General features: G+C 33.0%; 1 protein-coding gene. It reads left to right on the top strand.

The genetic code is table 11. The annotated features are described in order from the left end of the window. Window positions 1-1,058: aspartate--tRNA ligase (gene aspS, locus Q0370_RS08950; RefSeq protein ID WP_299574841.1), on the top strand; the 1,058-nt coding region annotated here is incomplete at both ends.

Below are 1,058 nucleotides of genomic sequence, written 5' to 3'. Positions count from 1 at the left end.
GTTTGTTGAGCAGGAAGATGTGATTTCAATGGCTGAAGAATTGACAAAGACAGTATTTAAAGATGTTACAGGGATTGAAATTACTGAAAAATTTCCAAGAATGAGCTACGATGATGCGATGAATTTTTATGGTTCAGATAAGCCAGATTTGAGATTTGATATGAAATTGATTGATTTATCTGAAGAAACTACTGATTGTGGATTTGGCGTTTTTGAAAATGCATTGAAAGATGGTGGGAATGTAAAAGCAATTGTTGCACCAAATGCGGAAAAATTCTCAAGAAAATATATTAAAGATTTGGAAGATTATGTGAAAACATACTTTAAAGCAAAAGGTTTGGCGTATATTAAAATGAATGAAAATGGAGAAATAAATTCTCCAATTGCGAAATTCTTCTCGGAAGAAAAATTGACACAAATTATTGAAAAATTGGGAATTAAAAATAATGAAGTTGCGTTAATTTTGGCTGATAAATATAAAGTTGTGCATGATGGATTGGGAGCGTTGAGATTGAAACTGGGAGAAGAGTTGGAATTAATCGACAAAAATGCGTTTAAATTCTTATGGGTAGTTGATTTTCCTATGTTTGAATGGAGTGAAGAAGAAAATAGATATAAAGCGCAACACCATCCGTTTACTTCAATTAAGGAAGAAGATAGAAAGTATCTTGATACGAATGAACTTGCAAAAATTAAGACAGATTCATACGATATTGTCTTAAATGGTTATGAAATCGGTGGAGGAAGTATTAGAATTCACGATGAAGCTTTACAAGCAAAAGTTTTTGAAAAATTAGGATTCAGCCAAGAAGAATTGGAAGATAAATTTGGATTTTTCTTGGAAGTCTTAAAATATGGAGTTCCGCCACATGGAGGACTTGCTTATGGAATAGACAGATGGCTTATGGCGATGTTGAAGGAAGATTCAATAAAAGAAGTAATTCCGTTCCCTAAAACGAATAAAGGACAAGACTTGATGACTGGAGCGCCTGCGGGAATTGAAAAACAAGTGCTTGAAGATGACTTGAGATTGAAATTACTGGAAATTGAAAAAGAAG

Origin of the sequence: uncultured Leptotrichia sp. (assembly GCF_938036635.1) — a bacterium.
Taxonomy (GTDB): domain Bacteria; phylum Fusobacteriota; class Fusobacteriia; order Fusobacteriales; family Leptotrichiaceae; genus Leptotrichia; species Leptotrichia hongkongensis.
Note: the sequence above shows the minus strand (reverse complement) of the source record. Positions and strands in the feature narration are given on the sequence as shown.